Annotated in this window: 13 protein-coding genes and 1 pseudogene; 11 read left to right on the top strand and 3 right to left on the bottom strand. The window is 69.1% G+C overall.

Features of this window, described 5'->3' with window-relative positions; genetic code table 11:
- Positions 1–13: 13 nt before the first annotated feature.
- The 7 genes from VGE03_RS09885 (at position 14) to pgsA (ending at position 5,574) form a co-directional block, all read left to right on the top strand.
- Entirely contained in the window at positions 14–487 is a 474-nt protein-coding gene (locus VGE03_RS09885; RefSeq protein WP_331046313.1) for an NUDIX domain-containing protein, read from the top strand.
- A gap of 56 nt (positions 488–543) precedes the next feature.
- Entirely contained in the window at positions 544–1,434 is an 891-nt protein-coding gene (locus VGE03_RS09880; protein ID WP_331046312.1) for an alpha/beta hydrolase, read from the top strand.
- A 6-nt stretch (positions 1,435–1,440) separates the two neighbouring features.
- Positions 1,441–1,923, top strand: coding sequence for a DMT family transporter (locus VGE03_RS09875; RefSeq protein ID WP_331046311.1), 483 nt, complete (start codon positions 1,441–1,443; stop codon positions 1,921–1,923).
- Between the two features lie 49 nt (positions 1,924–1,972).
- Positions 1,973–3,868, top strand: coding sequence for an excinuclease ABC subunit UvrC (gene uvrC / locus VGE03_RS09870; RefSeq protein WP_331046310.1), 1,896 nt, complete (start codon positions 1,973–1,975; stop codon positions 3,866–3,868).
- A gap of 29 nt (positions 3,869–3,897) precedes the next feature.
- The gene (locus VGE03_RS09865; RefSeq protein ID WP_331046309.1) at positions 3,898–4,206 is read left to right on the top strand and encodes a YdeI/OmpD-associated family protein; all 309 of its coding nucleotides are present in this window, start codon (positions 3,898–3,900) and stop codon (positions 4,204–4,206) included.
- A 42-nt stretch (positions 4,207–4,248) separates the two neighbouring features.
- On the top strand, positions 4,249–4,860 hold the full coding sequence (locus VGE03_RS09860) for a carbonic anhydrase (protein WP_331046308.1): 612 nt from the start codon (positions 4,249–4,251) through the stop codon (positions 4,858–4,860).
- Between the two features lie 69 nt (positions 4,861–4,929).
- Positions 4,930–5,574, top strand: a complete 645-nt coding sequence (gene pgsA / locus VGE03_RS09855) for a CDP-diacylglycerol--glycerol-3-phosphate 3-phosphatidyltransferase (RefSeq protein WP_331046307.1) — start codon at positions 4,930–4,932, stop codon at positions 5,572–5,574.
- Positions 5,575–5,771: 197 nt separating this feature from the next.
- On the opposite strand, the gene VGE03_RS09850 is transcribed toward pgsA, so the two are convergent.
- The 3 genes and pseudogenes from VGE03_RS09850 to VGE03_RS09845 form a co-directional block, all read right to left on the bottom strand.
- The gene (locus VGE03_RS09850) at positions 5,772–7,847 is read right to left on the bottom strand and encodes a S46 family peptidase (RefSeq protein WP_331046306.1); all 2,076 of its coding nucleotides are present in this window, start codon (positions 7,845–7,847) and stop codon (positions 5,772–5,774) included.
- A 2-nt stretch (positions 7,848–7,849) separates the two neighbouring features.
- Positions 7,850–8,023 (bottom strand): annotated as a pseudogene (locus VGE03_RS16560) (hypothetical protein).
- Between the two features lie 26 nt (positions 8,024–8,049).
- Positions 8,050–10,143: a S46 family peptidase gene (locus VGE03_RS09845; RefSeq protein ID WP_331046305.1), complete on the bottom strand. Its 2,094-nt coding sequence runs from the start codon at positions 10,141–10,143 to the stop codon at positions 8,050–8,052.
- A gap of 192 nt (positions 10,144–10,335) precedes the next feature.
- Between VGE03_RS09845 and VGE03_RS09840 the strand changes: the two genes are divergently transcribed.
- From VGE03_RS09840 to VGE03_RS09825, 4 genes are all read left to right on the top strand, one after another.
- Positions 10,336–11,508: an ABC transporter permease gene (locus VGE03_RS09840; protein ID WP_331046304.1), complete on the top strand. Its 1,173-nt coding sequence runs from the start codon at positions 10,336–10,338 to the stop codon at positions 11,506–11,508.
- Complete coding sequence (locus tag VGE03_RS09835) at positions 11,505–12,260, top strand: ABC transporter ATP-binding protein (protein ID WP_331046303.1); 756 nt, start codon at positions 11,505–11,507, stop codon at positions 12,258–12,260. Before VGE03_RS09840 ends, VGE03_RS09835 begins: the two co-directional genes overlap by 4 nt.
- Positions 12,261–12,285: 25 nt before the next feature.
- A complete protein-coding gene (locus VGE03_RS09830; protein WP_331046302.1) occupies positions 12,286–13,278 on the top strand; it encodes an HlyD family secretion protein in 993 nt (330 codons plus the stop codon).
- A gap of 26 nt (positions 13,279–13,304) precedes the next feature.
- On the top strand, positions 13,305–13,453 hold a 149-nt coding region (locus tag VGE03_RS09825; protein WP_331046359.1), incomplete at its 3' end, for an SDR family NAD(P)-dependent oxidoreductase.

Genomic DNA, 13,453 nt, shown 5'->3' with positions numbered 1-13,453 from the left:
CTATCGTCGCCGGATGACGACCTGGCGCGCCCGCATCGAGCCCTTCACCCGACCGTTGTTCTTCGCCTTCTCGCGGGCGACGCGGGGGATGACGCTGGGCGTGCGGGGTGTGGCGATCAACGGCGAGGGGCGGGTGCTGCTGGTCAAGCACACCTATGTCCACGGCTGGTGGCTGCCCGGCGGCGGGGTCGAGCGCGGGCAGACCGCCGAGGCCGCGATCATCCGTGAGATGCGCGAGGAGGCCGGGCTGATCGTCGAGGGGCGGCCGCGACTGGTCAGCGTCCACTCCAACGAGCGCTATTTCCGCGGCGACCATGTGCTGGTCTATCGCATCGACCGGTTCACGATGACCGACCGCTCCAGCCACGGCGAGATCGCGGAGATCGGCTGGTTCGATCCGACCGCCCTCCCGGAGGATGCGCATCGTTCGACACGGGCCCGACTGGCGGAGGTGTTCGGCGGGAGCGAACCGACGCCGGACTGGTAGCGACGGAAACGCCCAAGCTTGGCGTTGGATTTTCCGGGGGCTTCAGGAGAGACACCATGCGTGAACTGCATCGCCGCGCCGCCCTGATGACCGGGCTGGCCGCCGCCTTCGCCGCCGGAACCGCCGCCGCCCAGGACCGGGCGCGCCTTCGTGACCGTCTCCGCCGCCGGGAGGGCGGGCGAGGCGACGGCAACGGCCGTTCGGACGCGCCGCACACCTCGATCGCGACCGGCTCCGACCCGAAACAGGCCTATGACCTCTATGCCGGCGCGGCCACCGGGCCGGTGCTGGCCTTCATCCATGGCGGCGGCTGGTCGATGGGCGACAAGTCCATGGTGCACAGCCTGCCGGAGTACGCGCAGCGCCACGGCCTGACCTTCGCCTCCATCGGCTATCGCCTCGTGCCGCAGGTGACCCCGCGCGAGCAGGCGCAGGACGTCGCCGCCGCCGTCGCCGCCCTGAAGCGCAGCCATCCCGGACGTCCGCTGTTCCTGATGGGGCATTCCGCCGGCGCGCATCTGGCGGCCCTGGTGGGCGCTGACCCGACCTATCTGGCCGGTGAGGGCCTGCAGCCGTCCGATCTGGCGGGCGTGATCCTGCTGGACGGGGCCGGTTACGACGCGACGGGAGATCGGGGAAACGGCCCCGCGGGTCGCCTGCTCGGCAACCTCTATTCCCAGGCGTTCGGCGACGACGCCGCGGCCCTGTCGCCGACCCTGCTGGTTCGCTCCGGCGTTCGCTATCCGCCCTATCTGATCTTCCATATCTCCAGCCGCGCGGACTCCCGGGGACAGAGCGAGGGGCTGGCCGCCGCCCTGATCCGCGCCGACGGTCAGGCCCAGGTCGTGGTCGCGCCCGACGACAGCCATCGGGACATCAATGTCGAGTTCGGCGTGGCGGGCGATGCGGAGGGCGAGCGCGCGGCGCGCTTCATCCTCGGTCGCTGAGACCCGGTGCGCGCCGCCGGCAAGGGTGCTAGCCATGACGGCATGAACCCGATGCTGCTGTCCATGATCGCCGTCGTCCTCGCCGGCGGCGCCACCGCCCTCCAGGCTCCCACCAACGCCAAGATGATGACCGCCGTCGGTTCGCCGGTGAACGCGGCCTTCGTCTCGTTCGCGGTCGGCACGGCGGCGCTGGGCATCGTGGCCATGATCCTGCAGACCAAGCCGGACCTGACCGCCGCCCGGGGGCTGCCCTGGTATGCGTGGATCGGCGGCCTGTACGGCGCGATCTTCGTGGTCGCCGCAGCCTGGGGCGTGCCACGCCTCGGCGTCGCCCTGACCATCACTCTGATGGTCGCGGGGCAACTGCTGATCGGCCTGATCCTCGACCATTTCGGCGCGTTTGGCTCGCCGCAGAGCCCGATCAGCCTGGGCCGGATGGCCGGTGTGGCGCTGGTCGTGGCCGGCGTGCTGATGGTTCGACGCTTCTAGGCGACTGCTGACGCTTCGCGGCGGGACGGGGACGCCTATATTGGCGCGGATGACCGAGGAGACGCTCGCCCCCGATTCGGCCCTGAAGGCCGCGGACCTGATCCGCGACGAGGCCCGCCGCGCGCCGGACAAGCCGGGCGTCTATCGCATGTACGGCGAGGACGGCGCCTGCCTGTACGTCGGCAAGGCGCGCAGCCTGAAGAAGCGCATCCTGCAGTACGCGCAGGGGCGCTTCCACACCCAGCGAATCGGCCTGATGGTCTCGCTGACCCGCTCGATGGAGCTGGTGGTCACGGCCTCGGAAACCGAGGCCCTGCTGCTGGAATCGAACTTCATCAAGAAGCTGAAGCCGCGCTTCAACGTGGTGCTGCGCGACGACAAGTCGTTCGCCGAACTGATGATCCGCCGCGACCATCGCGCGCCGCAGGTCCGCAAGCATCGCGGGGCGCATACGATCAAGGGCGACTATTTCGGCCCCTTCGCCTCGACCTGGGCGGTGAACCGGACCCTGACGACGCTGCAGAAGGCCTTCCTGCTGCGGTCCTGCTCGGACAGCGTCTACGAGACCCGCACGCGGCCCTGCATGCTGCACCAGATCAAGCGCTGCTCGGCGCCGTGCACGGGCCTGATTTCGCTGGAAGACTACGAGGGGCTGGTCGACGAGGCCGAGGCCTTCCTGCGCGGCAAGTCGCGGGCGGTGATCGGCCGCCTGTCCGCCGAGATGCAGGCGGCGTCCGACGACATGGACTTTGAACAGGCGGCCCGCGTTCGCGACCGCATCCGCGCCCTGTCGGCCATCTCGATGGAGAACTCGGTCAGCGCCGAGGGCGTGGCCGAGGCCGACGTCTTCGCCCTGCATTCGGACGGCGGTCAGGCCTGCGTGCAGGTCTTCTTCTATCGTGGCGGCCAGAACTGGGGCGGGCGCGCCTACTTCCCCCGCGTGGACCGGGCCGACACGGATCCGGAAATCCTGGCCGCCTTCCTGGGCCAGTTCTACGAGGACAAGCCGGTGCCCCGGCAGATCCTGTCCAACGTCGTGCCGCACGAGAAGGAGCTGCTGGAGGAGGCCTTCTCGATGAAGGCCAAGCTCGATGACGGCCGCCGGGTGGTGACGATCGAGAAGCCCGCGCGCGGCGACCGCAAGGCGCTGGTGGATCACGCCCTGACCAATGCCCGCGAGGCGCTGGGCCGCAAGCTGGCCGAGAACTCGGCCCAGTCGAAGATCCTCGACGAACTGTGCGAGGCCTTCGGACTGGAGAGCCGTCCCGAGCGCATCGAAATCTACGACAACGCCCACATTCAGGGGACCAACGCCGTCGGCGGCATGGTGGTCGCGGGGCCCGAGGGGTTCCGCAAGAACCAGTACCGGAAGTTCAACATCCGGGGCGACGAGCTCACCCCCGGCGACGACTACGGCATGATGCGCGAGGTCATGCGTCGTCGCTTCAGCCGTCTGGTCAAGGACGAGGACGAGGGCGAGGAGGTCGAGCGTCCGGACCTGCTGCTCATCGACGGTGGCGGGGGCCAGCTGGCCGAGGTGCTGGCGGTGCTGGCCGATCTGGGGCTGGACGACATCCTGGCCGTCGGCGTGGCCAAGGGGCCGGACCGCGACGCGGGCAAGGAGCATTTCTTCATCCCCGGCAAGCCGCCCTTCATGCTGCCGCTGAAGTCGCCGGCGCTGTATTACATCCAGCGTCTGCGGGATGAGGCGCACCGCTTCGCCAACGGCGCCCATGCCAAGCGGCGCTCGATGGACATCAAGAAGAACCCGCTGGACGAGATCGAGGGCGTCGGTCCCGGCCGCAAGCGCGCGCTCCTGCACGCCTTCGGCTCGGCCAAGGGCGTCGGCCGGGCCTCGGTGGCGGACCTGATCAAGGTCGAGGGCGTCAGCCAGGCGCTGGCCGAGCGGATCCATGGGTTTTTCCATCCGGAAGCCCGGGGCTAGGATAGGCGTCCAAGGGAAGGGATGTCGGCATGAGCGCGTTCGCAGAAGGCACGGTCCACGTCGCAGGCGACGACCTGCGGTCCGCCATCCAGTCCGATCCCGAGGTGCTGGCGCTGTGGCAGGCCCTGACGCCGCTGGGCCGCAACGAGTTCATCTGCTGGGTCGATGACGCCAAACAGCCGGCCACCCGCCAGCGCCGGATCGTGCGGACCGGCGAGGAGCTTCTGGAAGGCAAGAAGCGGCCCTGCTGCTGGGTCGGCTGCATCCACCGCACCGACAAGGCGCCCAGCCCGTGGCAGCAGGCGGTGCTGATCGACGGCAAGGCGGCCAAGGGCTGAGGCCCTCTCCCCCTGCGTCAACGGATCGCCTATACCGGCCTCATGACCGACCAGATCGCCGCCGGCTATCGCCGCTTCCGTGAAGAACGCTGGCCCGAGGCCCGCGCCGAGTACGAGGCCCTCGCCAAGGGGCAGCAGCCGCACACCCTGATCGTCGCCTGTTCCGACAGCCGCGCCGATCCGGCCCTGATCTTCGACGCCGCGCCGGGTGAGCTGTTCGTCGTGCGAAACGTCGCCAATCTGGTCCCGCCCTACGAGCCGGACGGCCATCTGCACGGGGTGTCGGCGGCGCTGGAGTTCGGCGTGAAGGTGCTGAACGTCTCGCGCATCGTCGTCATGGGCCACGCCTCCTGCGGCGGGGTGAACGCCATGATCCACGGCGCGCCCGACAATGTGCAGGACTTCGTCGCCCCCTGGGTCGCCCAAGGCCGCCCGACGGTCCGCCGGGTCTGCGAGGAAGTGTCTTCGGAAGAGCAGGGGCCCGCGGCCGAGGAAGCCGTGGTCCGCCTGTCGCTGGACAATCTGCGCACCTTCCCCTGGATCGCCGAGCGGGAGGCCGCGGGGCAGATCAAGCTGATCGGCCTGCATTTCGGCATCGCCGACGGCGTGCTTCGCGCGTTGAAGGGACCGGGCCGCTTCGAACCCCTCGAATAGCGGCCGTCTGACGCCTCGCCTCGCACCGCGAAGCGTGGCACACCGGACGTCCGTTTTCGGAAGGCAGCGATGACCCCCACCCACCACGCCAATCCCATCCCCAACATCCTGACCGGCCTGCGCCTCGCCGCCGGGGTGGTGATGTTCCTGATGCTGGCGGGCGCGGCGCCCGGCTTCATGGACGGCTTCCTGTCGCCCGAGCAGCAGCTCAGCTTCGGGGTCTGGGCGTTCTGGATCTTCGCCGTCGCCGCCTCGACAGACTGGGTCGACGGCTTCCTGGCCCGGCGCTGGCACGCCACCACCCGCTGGGGCGCCATCCTCGATCCGATCGCCGACAAGGTGCTGATCACCGGCGCCATCCTGGGCGTGCTGGCCTCGGGCTCCCTGCCGGGCATCGCCATCCCCTGCGGCCTGATCCTGTTCCGCGAGTTCGCCGTCTCGGCCCTGCGCGAGACCGTGGCGGGCAAGGTCAAGCTGCCGGTCACCCTGCTGGCCAAGTGGAAGACCACCCTGCAGATGTTCGCCCTGGGCGCCCTGCAACTGACCCTGCTGTGGGACGCCTTCGGCCTGACCAACCCGGACGGCACCGCCCCGGAATGGCAGGCGCATTTCGAGACCTTCGCCGTGGTCCTGACCTGGGTCGCCGCCGTCGTCACCCTGTGGACCGGCTGGCAGTATTTCTCGAAGGCCCAGCAGAAGATGAGCCAGCTCTAGGGAGTGGCTAGTGGCTAGTGGCTAGTGGCTATTTTGGCCGCAGCCTCCATCGAGCACATGAAAAAGCCCCGCCCGGATCGCCGAGCGGGGCTTCTTTCTGTCTGGACCGCGAAGCCTTTCGCCTGATCCACTAGCCACTAGCCACTAGCCACTAGCCACTAGCCACGAGCCACTAGCCACTAGCCACCGAGTCCGCCTCAGCGAACCCCCAGTTCCTCCACCAGATGCTGCATGCCGTAGACATCGCGCAGGGCGGTGGTCACGGCGCCGGTGGTCACGATGACCGAGCGGTTGACGTTGCGGTCATAGCCATAGGCGTTGCGCTGGGTCAGGACGGTGGAGTCGAAATTCGCCCCCACGATCTCGCCCGCCGCGTTGACCACCGGCGAACCCGACGAGCCGCCGATGGTGTCCGACGACACCGCCATGTTCAGCACGGTCGAACCGTCGATGCGGTCGCGGGCGGCCAGCAGCCTGGGCGCGACGTCGAACGGCGCGGCGCCGGTCGCCCGGTCCCACAGGCCGGCGAAGGTGGTGAAGGCTCCAAACCGCTGTCCAGGTACGTCCGTGCCCTCGATCCGGCCGTAGGTCAGGCGCAGGGTGCCGGTGGCGTCCGGATAGACGGTGTCGCCGTAGGTCTGGAAGCGCAGGGCCGCCAGTTGCTCCGAGGCGCGGTCGGTCGGGGCCTGGACCTTTTCCTCCCAGTCCGCGCGGACGGCGCGGGTCGGTTCCTGGATGCGCAGCAGATACTGGATCAGCGGGTCGTCCGAGGCCTCGATGGCCGCCAGCCCGCCTTCCCACAGGGCGCGGCGCACCGCCGGGTCGCCCAGGCTCGTGCCTTCGATGAGGCGGGCCGACAGCTGCTCCGGCGACTCATTGCCCAGCAGGGCGCGGACGTTCGGACTGTCGACCGTCAGCCATTCCCGGGTCTTGGACAGCCACCATTCCATGCGGACCTGCTCCAGCCCCGGATAGACCGGACGCTCGGCGAACAGACCGCTCTGCACGCCCGCCAGGCGGCTGTCGGCGTATTCCGGCAGGCGCTCGGCCGAGGGCTTGGCCCGCTCCTGCGCGCCGCGCACCAGCGTCCGGGCCCACAGGAACAGCTGCGAACCGCCGCCCACCGGCGTGGTGCCGATGCCGGTGCCGCCCTCCAGCAGGGCGTAGGCCGGATAGCTTTCGCGCAGGATCGGCTGCACCGCGCTAAGGGTCGTCCACGGGTTGTTCGCCCCGGCGCCGGCCTCGGCGCGGGCCCGGAAGTCGGCTTCCTGCTCGGCCTTCATGCGCATGAAGTTGGCGTCGGTCAGGGCGCGCATCCGGCCCAGCCCGCGCTTGTAGGTGTTCTCGATCGAGACGATCGGGTCCATGGCCTCGAAGGCCTGACGCTCGCCCTCCTCGGAGTAGCGGATCAGACGGCCGCGCAGTTCGGAGGCGATCAGCTGGTCCATGGGCAGGACCACGTCCCGCACGCTGAACAGCTGGTCCTGCGTCAGCAGGCGCTGGGTCGCGCCGGGGCTGCCCGAAACGAAGACCGGCGTGCCCTCGACCGGACGGTCGGCGTTCCACTTGAAGTGCACCGGCGTCTGCGCCGGACGGCCGTCCTCGTACAGGCGGATGAAGGCCGCATCGATGGCGAAGCGCGGGAAGCTGAAGTTGTCCAGGTCGCCGCCGAAGGTCGCGGCGCGATCCTCGGGCGCCCAGGCCAGGCGGACGTCCGAGTACTTCCTGTAGGTGTAGAGCTTGAACTGGCCGCCCCGGTACAGGGTCACCACCTGGCAGCGCTTGTTCGGATCGCCGGCGCAGGCTTCCTGCTCGATCCGGCCGGCCTCGGCGTCACGGGCGCGGGTGAAGGCCTGACCGGTCAGGCCGGCGCCGGCGGCGTGCATGCGCTGGGTCACGTCGGTGATGTCGGTCAGGATCTCGGCCGTGCCGCCCGGGCATTTCAGCTCTTCCTCGCGACTGCGCGGGGTGAAGCCGGTCTCGGCGTAGTTGATCTCCTGCGTCGACAGATTGGCCACGCAGGTGGCGACGCAGTGGTTGTTGGTCATCACCAGACCCTCGGCCGAGACCAGGCCCGCCGAACAGCCGCCGAACTTCACCGACGACAGGCGCACGCGGTCCAGCCAGGCCTGATCGATGTTGGTGCCCAGCGTCCGGTTCGCCCGCGCGATGGGGAAGTTGTCGAAGGTCCACATGCCTTCCTCGGCCTTCGCGGCGGAGCCGGCGGCGAGGGTCAGGACAGCGGCGGCGAGGGCGGGGGTGAGGTGGCGCATAATCAACTCCTTCCTTCTCCCCTTGCGGGAGAAGGTGGCCCGCGAAGCGGGTCGGATGAGGGGTGTCTCCGGCTTTCACCGAATGAGGCGGGGACCATGAAGACGAAGGGGCCGCCCGGCAAGACCGGTGCGACCCCTCATCCGTCAGGCCTGCGGCCTGACACCTTCTCCCGCAGGGGGAGAAGGGTCTGTCACGTCACTCTTAGCGGCGGCGACGCTGCGGACGGTCGACGCCCAGTTCCTCGATGAGGCGCGGCATCGGGTAGATGTTGCGCAGCGCCTCGGTGATGGCGGCGGTCGACACCGTCACGGTGCGGTTCAGTTCGCCGTCATAGCCGAACGATCCGCCCAGCGAGTGGATGTTGCCGTCGAAGGCGGCGCCGATGACTTCACCGTTGGCGTTGATCACGGGCGAGCCCGAGTTGCCGCCGATGATGTCGTTGGTCGACGAGAAGTCGTAGACCACGTCCTTGTTCACCCGGGCCTCGTTGTCGATGAAGGCCTGGGCGAGGTTGAACGGCTCGGAGCCGGTCGCGCGCTCGTAGGCGCCGCCCATGTAGGTGAAGGCCGGCACGGTCATGCCACGGTAGGTCCAGCCCTGCACCTGGCCGTACGACAGGCGCAGGCTGAAGGTGGCGTCCGGATACAGGTTGGTGCCGTAGACCGCGAAGCGGGCCTGGGCGACCTTCTCGGCGGCGCGGGCGGTCGGGGCGTTGACCTCGGCGTTCCAGCGCGCGCCGATGCTCGAGGCCGCGTCGTCGTTGGCGGCCACGAAGGCCAGCAGCGGATCGGCGGCGATCAGTTGCTCGGTCGTCATGGTCAGGGCCTGGGCGCGGAAGGCCGGGTCGGCCAGCTTCGTGCCCGAGATCAGACGGTCGGCCAGGGCTTCCGGGCTTTCACGGCCCAGCAGCGCCTTCACCTGCGGATTGTCGACGGTCAGGTACTCGCGGGTCTTCGACAGCCAGTAACGCAGACGGATTTCCTCCATGTCCACGTAGATCGGCGTCTCGGCCGAGATGGCGGCGGCCATCTGGGTGCGCTGGGCCTCGCTCAGGTTGGTGTTCTTCGAGGCGCGGACGATGGCGCGGGCGTAGGCGTACAGTTGCGAGCCGCCGCCGGCCGACTGTTCCAGCTGGCGGTAGGGCAGGTACAGGTCACGGGCGGTGGCCTGAACGCGCTCCAGGTCGGCCCACGGGTCGCCGATGCGCTGGACGAGGGCGGGGTCGGCGGCGACGCGGGCGCGCAGCTCGGCCTCTTCCTCGCGCTTGCGGGCCATGAAGGCCGGATCGGTCAGGGCGCCCTGCTGGCCGTAGAAGACCTTGAAGCTGTTCTCGAGGCCGAAGATCGGGTCGAACGAGACGCGCTTGGCCTCGTCGCCGGTCAGCGAGTACTCGAGCAGGCGACCGCGCAGTTCCGAGTTCTGGATCAGGGTGACCGGCAGCTGCTGGTCGCGCAGGCGTTCCAGCTGGCTGATGGTCAGCAGGCGCTGGGTGGTGCCCGGGTTGCCCGAGACGAAGGTCACGTCGCCTTCGGCCGGTGCGTTCGGGTTCCAGCGCAGGTAGTTGTTGCCGACGTTGACCGGACGGCCGTCCTCATAGGCGCGCAGGAAGGCGGCATCGAGGGCGTAGCGCGGGAAGTTGAAGTTGTCGGGGTCCCCGCCGAAGAAGGCGGCCTGGTTTTCCGGCGCGAAGACGAGGCGGACGTCGTCGTACTTGCGGAACTTGTACAGGGCGTATTTGCCGCCGCGGTAGAAGCTGATGACCTGGCAGTTGAACTTGGCGTCGCCGGCGCAGGCTTCCTGCTGGATCTTGTTGATCTCGGCCGAGCGGGCGGCGTTGAAGGCGGCGCCTTCCAGGCCTTCACCGGCGGCCAGCACGCGGTCGGTGACGTCGACGATCTCGGTCAGGACCTCGGCGGTCTGGCCCGGGCAGCGGCGCTCTTCCTCGCGGGTCGCCGACATGAAGCCGTTCTTCACGAAGTCCTGGGTCGGGGTCGACAGTTCCTGCGAGCAGCCGACGACGCAGTGCCAGTTCGTCAGGATCAGGCCTTCCGGCGACACGAACGAGGCCGAGCAGCCCTGGATACGCACCGAGGCGTTGCGCACGCGGTCCAGCCACTGCTGGTCGATCCGGGTGCCGTAGCGCTGGTTGACCGTGGCGATCGGGAAGTTGTCGAAGGTCCACATGCCTTCGTCGGCGCGGGCGGTTCCCGGCGCGCCCAGGACGGCCATGACGCCGCCGACAGCGATGATGGAAGCGGTCGCCTGGACGGCGGAACGCAGCGAACGGAACAGCATGCAGTGGTCTCCCTGGGCCTGACCACGACCGTGCCAGCCCTCTTGGGCGCGTACCTAGCGCCACTCTTCGCCGGTCGTCCACGGTTTACCGCACAGGTCTTCGCCGAGCGCTGATCGCCTTACCCCGATTTAACTTGGCCACAACCTCAACGGTCGTCAGATAACGCTCATCGTCCGGGGCTCGTTGGTTACATGTCGCTCGCGCTTTCAACCCTTCTGTATGAGTGGCGCCGCTACATGGCCGCCGTGATGGCGCTCGCCCTGTCCGGCCTGCTGGTGCTGGCCATGACCGGCGTCTTCATCGGCATCGGCAAGGGCTTCACTGCGACGATCGAGCGCTCCAGCGCCGACATCATCATCATGCAGCCGGGGGCCAAGAGCCTGATCGGCGGACCGTCGGGCGTGCCCCGTCGCTTCATCCCGCTGGCCTACCGCAATCCCGCAGTCATCGAGGTGCAGCCGCTGGACGGCGCCGGCGGCTCGTTCCAGTCGGTCAAGAACGTCGACCCGACCATGTCCCAGGCCGATCGCGCCAAGATGGGCGCGCCGCGTCAGGAGTTCGTCCAGACCAGCATCATCGACACCACGCCCGGCTCGGTCACCATCCCGACCGACTATTCGCAGGAACTGGTCGACGCCCTGCGCCAGCCCTACACCGTCGCCATCGACGAGACCGCCACGCGCAAGCTGGGCGTCAAGCTGGGCGACAAGGCCCTTTACAACGGCCAGACGGTCACCGTGGTGGGCATCACCCGCGGCTATCCCAACATGATGCAGGCCACGATCATCATGTCGCGCGACACCCTGCGCATGGTGGGCCAGGCCGACACCGGGCCGCGCGTCGGCCCGCTGATGATCAAGCTGTCCGATCCGGCCCAGGCCCAGCGCGTCGCCGATGAGCTGAACGTGCAGGGCGACGGCCAGTGGAAGGCCTGGACCCGTCAGGAACTGGCCGACGCCAACGCCGGCGCCATGTTCGAGGAAGGCATCCTGGTCATCATCATCGGCGGCTGCGTGGTGCTGGGCACCATCATCGGCGTGGCCATCACCTGGCAGACCCTGCGCGGCGCCATCATGGCCAACATCAAGGAGTTCGCCTCGCTGCGCGCCCTCGGCGTCGGCATGGGCAGCCTGCGCCGGATCGTCATGGAGCTGAGCTTCTGGGTCGGCTGCGTCGGCGTGGTCGCGGCGATCTTCCTGACCTGGCTGATCCAGCTGTTCGCGATGGCCAACGCCGTCATCATCGCCCTGCCGATCCCGCTGCTGATCGTCGTCGGCGGCGGCCTGATCCTCATCGCCATGCTGTCGGGCCTGCTGTCGCTCGGCATCCTCAAGAACAGCCAACCTGCGGACCTGCTGCGATGACCGGCCATACCAAGGTGCACGGAAAGCACGGCGACTTCGCGATCGAGGCCAAGGGCCTGGTCAAGCGGTTCAAGTCCGGCAAGAGCTTCGTCGAGGTGCTGAAGGGCGTGGATTTCGACGCCCGTCACGGCGACCTGACCATGGTCATGGGGCCGTCGGGTTCGGGCAAGTCGACCCTGATCGCGGCCCTGTCGGGTCTGCTGCGTCCCGAGCAGGGGCGGGTCGACACCCTCGACGTGGATGACCTCTGGAGCTTCTCGGCCGGGCGGATCGACCGCTTCCGGCTGGAGCACTGCGGCTTCATCTTCCAGGGCTTCAACCTGTTCCCGGCGCTGACGGCGCTGCAGCAGGTCGAGGTGGTGCTGAAATTCCAGGGCCTGTCGCCCGCCGACGCGAAGAAGCGCGCCCAGCTGGCGCTGGAGGAGGTCGGTCTCGGCCATCGCCTGCACCAGCGTCCGACCGCCCTGTCCGGCGGCGAGAAGCAACGCGTCGCCATCGCCCGGGCCCTCGCCAAGGACCCCCAGATCCTGTTCGCGGACGAACCGACCTCGGCGCTGGACGGCGAGAACGGTCAGGTGGTCATCCGCCTGCTGCGCCGGGCCGCGACCGAGCACGGCGCCGCCGTCATCTGCGTGACCCACGACCCGCGCCTCGAGGCCTGGGCGGATCGCGTCATCCACATCGAGGACGGCGTCATCATCAGCGACGAACGCCGCACTCCCAATCCCGACGCCGTTCTGGCGTCGCACTGAACGCCCTTTCTGACCGAGAACCGAAATGCGCATCCTCAAGAACAAATGGCTCTGGATCGGCATCGCCGCCCTAGGGATCACGGTGTTCGCCGTCCTGTTCCTGCAGGGGCAGGCGGCCGACAAGAAGGCCGCTGACGAGAAAGCCGCCTCCGAGAAGGTCGAAAGTCCCTATGCGGCCATCGCCAACGGCAAGGTCGATATCGAGGGCGGCATCATCCAGATCGCGGCCCGCCGCGGCGGCGTCGTGCGCGAGGTTCTGGTGCAGGAAGGCGACCGCGTCGTCGCCGGCCAGATCCTGGCCCGTCAGGAGGACGACGAGCCGCGCCTGGCCCTGCAGACCGCCAGCGCCGATCTGGCCGCCGCCGAAAGCCAGCTGCGCCTGATCCAGGTCGACATCCGCACCGCCCAGCGCGAGTTCGAGCGGCTGGAGCGTCTGGCCGCCACCAACTTCGTCGCCGCCCAGCGTCTCGACCAGGCCCGGGACGCCATCTCCCAGGCCCAGGCCCGCCTCGGCGCCCAGCAGGCCGCCGTGCAGACCGCTCGCGCCCGCCGCGACCAGGCCGCCTACGACGTCGAGCTGACCATCATCCGCTCGCCCGCCAACGGCCGCATCGTCCGCCGCTACGCCAACCCGGGCGCCGGCGCCTCGACCCTCAACGTCTCGACCATGTTCGATCTCGAGCCCAACACCGCCCGCATCGTCCGCGCCGAGATCAGCGAGGCGGCGGTGCCGGCCGTGTTCATCGGCCAGCCGGTGGAGATCAGCCCCGAGGGCGACGGTTCGAAGATCTATGTCGGCAAGGTGATCCGTCGCGCGGCCATGTTCGGGGCCCGCAAGCTGCAATCGGACGATCCGGCCGAACGCACCGACGAACGCGTGGTCGAGGTGGTGGTCAGCGCCGACGGCGCGCCGTTCCTGATCGGCCAGCGCGTGCTCGTGAAGTTCATGAAGCCAGGCCAGGTCGCCGGCGCCAAGCGCGCGCCGACCCCCGCGACTCCGCCGACCAAGGCAGGCTAGGTTCTCCCGCAAAGAGGGAGGCCCCCATGACCGAGATTCGCTTCGATGGCCGCGTAGCCATCGTCACCGGCGCCGGCGGGGGGCTGGGCCGCGCCCACGCCCTGGCCCTCGCCGCGCGCGGGGCCAAGGTGGTGGTCAACGACCTCGGTGGATCGCTCGACGGCTCGGGCGGATC

Source organism: Brevundimonas sp., assembly GCF_036400995.1.
In the GTDB taxonomy this organism is placed as follows: Bacteria; Pseudomonadota; Alphaproteobacteria; order Caulobacterales; family Caulobacteraceae; genus Brevundimonas.
The sequence above is the reverse complement of the archived record's forward strand: the minus strand, read 5'-3'. Positions and strand labels throughout refer to the sequence as shown.

Excerpts from the sequence above, each read along its gene's own strand:
- VGE03_RS09835 (WP_331046303.1), top strand. The coding sequence starts at position 11,505 with ATGACCGGCCATACCAAGGTGCACGGAAAGCACGGCGACTTCGCGATC.
- VGE03_RS09845 (WP_331046305.1), bottom strand. The coding sequence starts at position 10,143 with ATGCTGTTCCGTTCGCTGCGTTCCGCCGTCCAGGCGACCGCTTCCATC.
- VGE03_RS09880 (WP_331046312.1), top strand. The coding sequence starts at position 544 with ATGCGTGAACTGCATCGCCGCGCCGCCCTGATGACCGGGCTGGCCGCC.
- uvrC (WP_331046310.1), top strand. The coding sequence starts at position 1,973 with ATGACCGAGGAGACGCTCGCCCCCGATTCGGCCCTGAAGGCCGCGGAC.
- pgsA (WP_331046307.1), top strand. The coding sequence starts at position 4,930 with ATGACCCCCACCCACCACGCCAATCCCATCCCCAACATCCTGACCGGC.
- VGE03_RS09865 (WP_331046309.1), top strand. The coding sequence starts at position 3,898 with ATGAGCGCGTTCGCAGAAGGCACGGTCCACGTCGCAGGCGACGACCTG.
- VGE03_RS09885 (WP_331046313.1), top strand. The coding sequence starts at position 14 with ATGACGACCTGGCGCGCCCGCATCGAGCCCTTCACCCGACCGTTGTTC.
- VGE03_RS09840 (WP_331046304.1), top strand. The coding sequence starts at position 10,336 with ATGTCGCTCGCGCTTTCAACCCTTCTGTATGAGTGGCGCCGCTACATG.
- VGE03_RS09860 (WP_331046308.1), top strand. The coding sequence starts at position 4,249 with ATGACCGACCAGATCGCCGCCGGCTATCGCCGCTTCCGTGAAGAACGC.
- VGE03_RS09830 (WP_331046302.1), top strand. The coding sequence starts at position 12,286 with ATGCGCATCCTCAAGAACAAATGGCTCTGGATCGGCATCGCCGCCCTA.
- VGE03_RS09850 (WP_331046306.1), bottom strand. The coding sequence starts at position 7,847 with ATGCGCCACCTCACCCCCGCCCTCGCCGCCGCTGTCCTGACCCTCGCC.